Annotated in this window: 5 protein-coding genes; all 5 read right to left on the bottom strand. The window is 49.5% G+C overall.

Annotated features, from left to right (window positions below; translation table 11 throughout):
- On the bottom strand, positions 1 to 1,308 hold a 1,308-nt coding region (locus VN105_RS23690; protein ID WP_325644889.1), incomplete at its 3' end, for a TlpA disulfide reductase family protein.
- 20 nt (positions 1,309 to 1,328) lie between these two features.
- Positions 1,329 to 2,861 (bottom strand): PKD-like family lipoprotein, encoded by a 1,533-nt coding sequence (locus VN105_RS23685; RefSeq protein ID WP_325644887.1) that lies wholly within the window; start codon positions 2,859 to 2,861, stop codon positions 1,329 to 1,331.
- An 18-nt stretch (positions 2,862 to 2,879) separates the two neighbouring features.
- The gene (locus VN105_RS23680) at positions 2,880 to 3,647 is read right to left on the bottom strand and encodes a DUF4843 domain-containing protein (protein WP_325644885.1); all 768 of its coding nucleotides are present in this window, start codon (positions 3,645 to 3,647) and stop codon (positions 2,880 to 2,882) included.
- Positions 3,648 to 3,661: 14 nt separating this feature from the next.
- A complete protein-coding gene (locus VN105_RS23675; RefSeq protein WP_325644883.1) occupies positions 3,662 to 5,116 on the bottom strand; it encodes a RagB/SusD family nutrient uptake outer membrane protein in 1,455 nt (484 codons plus the stop codon).
- Positions 5,117 to 5,134: 18 nt separating this feature from the next.
- Positions 5,135 to 8,468, bottom strand: a 3,334-nt coding sequence (locus VN105_RS23670) for a SusC/RagA family TonB-linked outer membrane protein (protein ID WP_325644881.1), incomplete at its 5' end; no start/stop codon positions are given.

Below are 8,468 nucleotides of genomic sequence, written 5' to 3'. Positions count from 1 at the left end.
GGCATCTGTTGAAACGATATTCCCTTTTTTATCAAATACCATAAACCGCGGAATCCCTTTAATGTCATAGAATTTGGCAATATCGCTCCACCCGCTGGCAAATAACTGTACGCCGCCCAGTTTCTCGCTGGCAATAAAATCTTTCCATTTCTGATGATCTTTTTGTTCATCTACAGATACGCTCAGGAACAGTACATCCTGTCCATGCATCTCTTCCTCCAGTTTTTTGAGGTGGGGTAATTCTCCTTTACATGGGCCGCACCAGGTAGCCCAAACATCTACCAGTACTACTTTGCCTTTGAAATCAGTCAGCGATGTTTGTTTACCATTTATATCGGGGTAGGTGAAATTTACCGCCTGTCCGCCGGCAGCAGTGGCCTTCTTCGCCAGTTCCGCTTTTATGCTGGCTGCACGATTGGCCTGGTCGGGAGTAAGCAGGTATTTGCCATATTGTTTGTCCAGGTCTGTGTAGCCAAGGAATGTTTTAAGTGACGCTGCCTGTTGCAATACAATTTCACCTTTCAGGGTATCATTTTCAATCCCTTTCATCCTGGCTTCTATGCTATAGTCCTTTACATCGCCTTTACCCATCCGGGCAGGCATCATTTGCAGTGTACGCATCATGCGCATGCCATACGGATAGCGGAGCAGGCGTGTATCCGTTGTAAAATACGGAACGTCCAGGTTTTTGAAATATGGTGTATAATCGTTTTCAGACGGATGGGCGGAGCGGGGAGTACTCAGCAACTCAGCGGCACAGAGGAGCATATCCAATTCACGGAATTTCGCAAATTCAGCGTCGAAACCATTGTTGCCGGAGGAAGCGAATTTCATTGCCGGGATTTGTTTGTGAATCGCTTCCAGCAATGGGAAAAAATCCACGTAAGTGCTCCGGGACATGTTGAAATAAACGCCTTTTCTTTCCAGTGGAAGGATCGTGTTATGCCATTTTTCCACGGCCAGGTTTTCAGGAGAATTTTTACCGGTCAGCACATAGGAAGTATCTGTGATCTTTACATTCAGCTGGTCCTTCTGTTTGAAATAGAAGCTGTATTTGTCTATAGGAGACTGAACATTACCAGTGCCGATCACATAAAATCCTTCGCGTGCCGGGCGGAAATAAAACCCGAAAGAAGAATCGGGGCCAGGTTTTGACGCAGCCACTTCTTCCAGTCTTCCATGTTCTACGCGGTAGAGGTGTACATTACCGTCGTGCCGGCGCATCCATTCGCCGGAAACGGTTACCTGCGCTTTCAGAAATGCCGGCAGGCAAAGCAGGGCCATTACACCCAGATGCAGTTTTTTCATTTGTAGTCAGATAATATTTGTTAATAACTGTTTGGATATGTATAGTTGTCGATTGGCGGCGCAATGTAGATCACATCTCCTACGTTTCCCTTGCCTTCCATTGTAAAATCGGGGACTGCAGCCAGGTTACCGGATGTTTTCCGGAATGCGCGCACTTTATAACTACCGCCGCTGGCTGTGCCTATCAGCATATAGTTGTAATAAAAAGCCTGTTCGGCGGTAGCGGAGCCGGCATATTTACGGTGACGGATACACGTTATTTTTTCCCCGGCAGGTGCGGTGAACTGCAACTGTTCGGCGCCATTACTGAGATTACGGGACCACACTTCCTGCCCCGCGGAGAAATACAGGATATTTTCATCGGCCACGATCAGCCCGAAACGTTCCGCCTGGTTCAGCTTGTCCGTAGGCGCCAGTGTATCATTCACCAGCTTCAATGCGTAATTGGATGGTGTGATCGTGGAAAGTATCTTTAATGAAGGATCTTTCTTGTCCCTGAACAGGGCGATACCAGTGTATGGGTTGGAAGATTTTAAACCCATGAACAGCAGTTCTTTGTTATTCCGGTTGGCGGGCATCTCTGTTCCGGGTGCATCTGTTACAGCAGAGAGCACGCTGCCTGTTCCTGTAGCGGAAACAAACGAAGCGCTTGTTTCATCAAAAAAGAAGGGGTTATCGAAAACGTATGCCAGGAAATACCTGGAAAGACTATACGGGCTGTTGTTATCGTCGCGCAGTTGCTCACCGCCGAACAGGCCTACGTTGGCCGACATGGAATAAACACTGTGCAGGTGTCCGTTGTTCACAAAGTAGTTGGCCTGTGAAGCTTCACTGATACTACCGGGTTTTTTCACCGTAGGTGTTTCATAGAAAAGGTCGTTAATACCGTGTATTTCTTTGAAAGTATTGATGTTTACAACACTGGCATCTTTGTCGGATAAAATGAACATCGCCCTGGTATTGGCGTAAGCGCCTGTTACGTTGGATTTATAATTTGTATAGAATCCGAAAAGGCTTGCTTCCCCATCCAGTTTTTTCTTATTTACCAATGAGAATACATTTTCTATCGCAGATGCCGGTGTAATACCGGAGGGCGTTAAGAAGAGATCCACATCGGTTTGGCTGCCGCTGCTCTTCATGATATACCAGCCCCGTGTGAATTGGGTGATTACGTTAATGCTGGCGGTCACTATTTTACTGAAGCCGGTATGTTCGTTCTTTGCACCGAATACCAATACCCATCCTTTTGCCGGCTGGGTTACCAGGTAATCCAGCGCTTTGGTGTGGCCAATGGTGTCTACCTTAGGCGCCGAGCCCTGCACATTGGTCTCGTAAATGCCCCACCAGTAGGAGAGCTTTGCCTCAGGATCAGTAGAGCTGACAAGAGGATCGACGTTGATCTTATCTACCAGCGACACCTTGTTGTAAGAGGCTTCTATGCCACTGATGGAGATCTCTTCGGGAATATTGTAAGTATAATTTCCCCGGTCTTTATAACAGGAGCTGACCAGGAGGATGCAGCAGGCAACCAGGATCTGATATTTCAATTTCATGAAAGGCTGTTTTGAAGATTAAGGAAATACGACTGTTTCACCCGCTTCATCTGTCAGTGGTTCACCGGGATGGGCGTTATTGTAGTCAGTAAGCAGGGTTTTCAGCTTCAGTCTCCAGAAGGTGAGCAGCGCATAATCGGTGTTCACATAGGTCAGAAATTCCTCGTCCCATTTCTCACCCGTTTGATTGATCATAAAGGAGTGTTTCACCTGGCTGTATTTGCCCCAGTAGTATTGTACTGCAGAAGCATTCCAGGCGGCTGGCTGACTAAGCATATCCGTAAGGTTCACCCTTCTCCATAATTTTTTAATCTCCCCTGGCTGGAACTGTTCATTCGCTTTTATCTGTATCTGCAGTTTTACGTTCCCTTTTTTCAGCGAAGCATCGCGCAGCAGGATCACGGGTACTGAGGCATGTACTTCTCCTGCTTTGATCACATACACCTCTTTCAGGGATGCGTCGGAAAAGGCTTTGTAATGGGTACCGGGTATAGCATTTTCTTCACCGTTGAGGATCACCTGTTCAAGGATGAAGGGCCGGTCGTTGTTACTCACGCCCCCGATGGCATAGATATCGAAGAATACGGTGTCCTGGGTAGTGGTAGCCGGTTCGTAGTAAAAGGTGTACGGCTTTACGGTATCCGCCATTTCGAAGGATGCGGTATAGATCCGGTCGGGCGCCGGGCCAAACTGAAGCCGGGCGATATCGTTGTAGAGGTAATACTGATCTTTTTTGCAGGCAGCCAGTAAAGCGGTCAGCATGGCTACAGTGAGTATCTGTTTCATTCTTTGCGCTTGTGTTATTGAACAAATTCATTTAAAGGAAGGGGTACCAGGTAATTGATGGTGGCGGCGGAAGGGGCCCAGAGAAAGCTTGCCTTTGGTGCGTTGATGCGTTTATAGGCAAAGAATCCCTGTCCTTCTGCAAAAAATTCCTTCCGGTACTCCTTCACCAGTTCCAGCTGTACCTGTGCGGGATCGGCGGGCAATGTGGAAATGGTGATATTGCGGGCGGTGCGGAAAGCTTCCCAGTACTGCTGGCCTTCACCTGCCGGCGCCGTTTCCGCAGCAACCAGGTACATTTCGCTGACACGCAGCATGGGTATCTGGAAAGGTGCTATGGCCGTACTTGCAGTAGCAGCTGTATATTTTTTCATGATGTAGCATTTGGAGCCGTTGGCCAGTGTGATCAGGGCCCAGAGGTTGGTTTCCCGTATATCCGTGCCCGTATTACCATATAATTGGTTATTAACGGTGGTTACAGCACTGCCTTTTTTTAGTGCGCCGGAGGTGAACTGTTGCTCGAATTTTGTTGCCAGCTGGAAATCATAGAGCCCGAAAATATGTTCCATGGAAAGGTTGAAGTTGCCGCCAGCCATATCGCTGAGCACCCCGAGGCGGAACTTGGCGTTACCATCAGGGTTCTTTGCATTGATCACTTCTTTGGCACAGGTATAAGCGGATGCATTATCCTGGAACCATAAATATGCCCGGGCCTGCAATGCTTTTACCGCATAATAGTTCATACGCAGGAACCGGAAGGCGGAGTAGGTATTCTCCGGCTTGAAAGGGGAATTAACGCTGGTGGGATCGGAGAGGTCGGCCTGGGAATACTTTGTGAAAGGATCTGCGTCCTTCAGCAGGGCGGCGGCTTCGGTAAGGTCATTCAACAGCTCCGTTTTATACTGGTTGTAGGCGAGATGCTGGTTCGGCTCCCTGGAGATCTTTTTCACATAGGGTAACACCGTTCCACCCTGTATGTTGCCCGGTACCGGTCCAAAAAGCCGTAACAGGTCCAGGTGGCAATAGGCGCGTAGTGCGAGGCACTCACCCTTCATCATCTCATAAGATCCGGCAGATATAAACACGTCCCTGTGGGTATCTGTTTCAGCCAGGATGGCATTGATGCTGGAAATGATCTTGTATTCCTGCGCATAAATGGAGGACAAGGCATTTTGTACGCCTTCGTCGGAATAGTTGAACAGGCCGAGGCGCTGTTCCGTGGTGTTGGTGGTCACATCCCAGGAAGAAGTGAGTCTTTCAATGGTGCCAAAGGTCATATGCTGGCCATAAGCGCTCACGGACTTCATCTGGATGTACACCCCGGTAAGCGCATCCTGGAAGCCGCTTTCCGTGGTGAAGAGCACATCTGCGGGCATCTGGGTTTTGGGCTGAACGGTAAGCCATTTTTTGCAGGAGGTAGCACATATGGCTATCCCTAACAGACCTGTGATAATATATTTAATCGGTGTCATGGAACACTAATTTGCTGGTTAGAAAAGAGCGTTTACAGTAAGCGACATTTGCCGGGAAAAAGGGTAGGTGGTTCCTCTTTCGCGGCGTACGGTAGACAGGTAAAAGAGGTCGGCCATGTTAGCAGAGAAAGAGAGCGCCTGCATTTTCAGTTTTTTTACAAATGAGCTGTTTACATCATACTGGAAATTGGCGTTCTGCATAGTCAGCGTTTTTTCATCCTGCACGAAGCGGGAGGTCCTGTTAGTGGGTGCTGTTACCAGTAGTCCTTTGAAGGCGGCATTATCTCCGGGTTGCTGCCACCGGCTGTCGTATACGCGGGCATCCACATTGTAGCGGTAATCTGCATTCTCCACTTTATTGATCAGCGTCTGGTTATACAGCTGACCGCCAAAACGGTAGCCGAAAGACAGGTTCATGGAGAAGTTTTTATAACGCAGCATGGTGCTGAAGTTGCCGAAGCAGGAGGGTTCGCTGATGCCGCTGGCACGCAGGTCCAGCGAGTTCCAGATGTAGGTGGGCTCCCCGTTCCTGTCGAGGTATAATTCTTTGCCGGTACTGGGGTCTATACCCAGGGAAGGCACTACCCAGATGGTGTTGGTGGAATATCCCTCTTTGTAAAGCAAGCCCGGTACTGCGCCGGTGGCATTTTCGCTGCTTTTCTGTGCGGCTTTCAGGGCGTCGGAGATCTGCAGTATTTTGTTCGCATTATGCACCAATGCGCCGCTGATGCTCCAGGTAAGTCCTTTCCGCGGGTTGCGTACAATAAAGGCAGTAGCTTTTACTTCAATTCCGCGGTTTTCCAGTTTACCGATGTTCTCGATGTAGTTGGGGAAGCCGCTGGAGGCCGGAAGGTCTACAGAAGATATAAGGCCGTTGGTAGTTTCGATGTAATAGTCTGCCACAAGACTCACGCGGCGGTCGAAGAGGTCGGCTTCAACACCAACATCGTAGTTCATTTTCTGTTGCCATTTCAGCGACTCGTTGCCCAGGCCCATCAGGTAGGCGCCTGTCCAGCTGTAGTAACGATCGTCTGTATAATACCCGTAGGTAGACAGTGCCTGGTAAGCGTTGAAGTTCTGCGAACCGGTAACGCCTACAGAGCCCCGCAGTTTCAGGCGGTTGATGAAAGACAGATGTTTGAACATGGCTTCCTTATGAAGGTTCCAGCCGAGGCCCGCCGACCAGAAAGGAGCAAAACGATTCAGTTTTCCAAACTGGGAAGCGCCATCTGAGCGAAGGGAGAGGTCCATGAAATATCGTTCATCGTAGGTATAGTTCATACTTCCGGTAACCCCAACCGAGCGGGTAAGGCTTTCGGCGCCGCCGGGCTTACCACCCTGCGCGTATTGCAGTGCCATGGAAATAAAATCGAAGTTAGGGTTGGTGAAGCCTTCCGCAACGAAGCTGTAGCCCGAGGCTTTGGTTTGCCGGATGTTATAGTCCAACCCGGCAAACACTGCATGTGCGCCAAGCTGCCGGGTATAACTGAGGTTGGCGCTTGCATCATAATTGAAGCCTTTGTTCACGCCGTACCGGTAGGAGCCCCTGCGAAGGATATCTTCCGTAGCTGCAAAAGCCGTATGGTCGGCAGGTCTGAAATAATCCGAATCTGAGTTCATTTTGGTGAGGCCCAGTCTTGCCCTGAAGAGGAGGTCAGGATGTATACGCCATTCTACGGAAAGGTTGTTGGTAATGTCGGTAGTTTTATACTTCTGGAAAGTATTCAGGGTAGCATCGTACAGGGGATTAGTGGGCAAAGGGCTCCAGCGGCCTGTATAAATATTGGAGCCCGGGTTTCCCAGTAGTTTTCTTACATGGCCCTTTTCATCGTAGGGCGCCCAGTAAGGATTCATTTTCACGTAATCGGAAAAGGAGCCGTAAGGCGATTCTGCGCTCTCGCCCAACCCGATGATCAGGTTGTTGGTGAAGCGGATGTTCCGGTAGTAATAACTGAGATTGATGGTACCATTGAATGTTCTCCTGGAGGAGCCTTTCATTACGCCCTGTATATCGTTCACCTGGGCGGAAATGGAATAGCGGAATGCGTTGTCGCCACCTTCCATTCTTACATTATGGCGTTGGCCGATACCGGTGCGCACCGGCATGGAAAGCCAGTCTGTTTCCACGCCGCGGTTTACTTCGCTCATGAGGTAGTTGTAATACTGTTTGAGCGGCACGTCATTTTCTGCCCGGGCATTGTTGTATAGGCCTACTTTATATTCCAGCTCCAGTTTTTCGCGGGCGTTCAGCACATGGTATGCTGTGAGGTCGGGCATTTCAATATTGATGTCGCCGCGGTATGATAAACGGAGTCTCCCCGGTTGTGGCGCCCTGGTTTTGATCACGATCACGCCATTAGCGCCCCGGGAGCCATAAATGGCTGTGGCAGATGCGTCTTTCAGCATGGTGATGGATTCCACTTCGTTCTGATTGATATCGAGCAGCTTTTGCAGCGAGGACTCGAATCCATCGAGGATCACCAGTGGTGTGTTCATGCCCACACGTGTTTCGTCCTGCAGTTCATTCACATTGGGCAGGCTGGAGTTGCCGCGGATCTGTATTTCCGGCAGCCGGTTGGGATTGGAGCCGAACGCATTGCTCTCCACGATGTTAAAGGAGGGATCGATGTTGCGGAGGGAAGTGATCAGGTTGCGGTTACCGAAAGAGGCCAGTTGTTCCGCTGTAACGGTGGTTACCGCGCCGGTAAAGCTTTCTTTTTTCCGGTTGAAGATGCCGGTGGTCACTACTACTTCATTGATCTGCTGCCTCGATTTGCTCAGCATGATGTTCACTGTGCCGGCGCCTGTTACTTTTATTTCCTGCGGAGTATATCCCTGGCAGCTTACCTGCAGTATGAGAGGGAATACTTTCACCCCTAACCTGAATCTCCCATCAGGCGAAGTGACTGCGCCGGTGTTGACGCCCTTTATACGCACAGTGGCAAAGGGAACTGCTTCGCCGGATTCGTTGAGCACACTGCCGGATATCTCCTGTAAAATTACCCTGACAGGTACCGTAGTTTTTTCATTGATCACTACCATTTTGTTGACGATGCGGTAGGTGAACGGCTGGTTGCGCAACAGGATCTCCATTGCTTCCGGCAGGGTGGCATTACTTACCTGGATATCCTGCGGGGTGGATATTTTTAGCACCTGTTCGTCCCACATAAAAGACAAACCCGTTTGTGCTTCCAGTTTCCCGAATATTTCTTTCAGGGAAGCATGCTTCAGATTTAGATTAATTTTTTGTGCAGAAGCTGCACTGGCCGCGAGGCTTACGATCAGGAGAAGAATGGCAGCGGCTTTTAAACGCCGTAACAATTTCATCCATAGTCCGGCAGGGGCATAAAAA

Source organism: Chitinophaga sp., from assembly GCF_035564935.1.
GTDB lineage: Bacteria > Bacteroidota > Bacteroidia > Chitinophagales > Chitinophagaceae > Chitinophaga.
The sequence above is the reverse complement of the archived record's forward strand: the minus strand, read 5'-3'. Positions and strand labels throughout refer to the sequence as shown.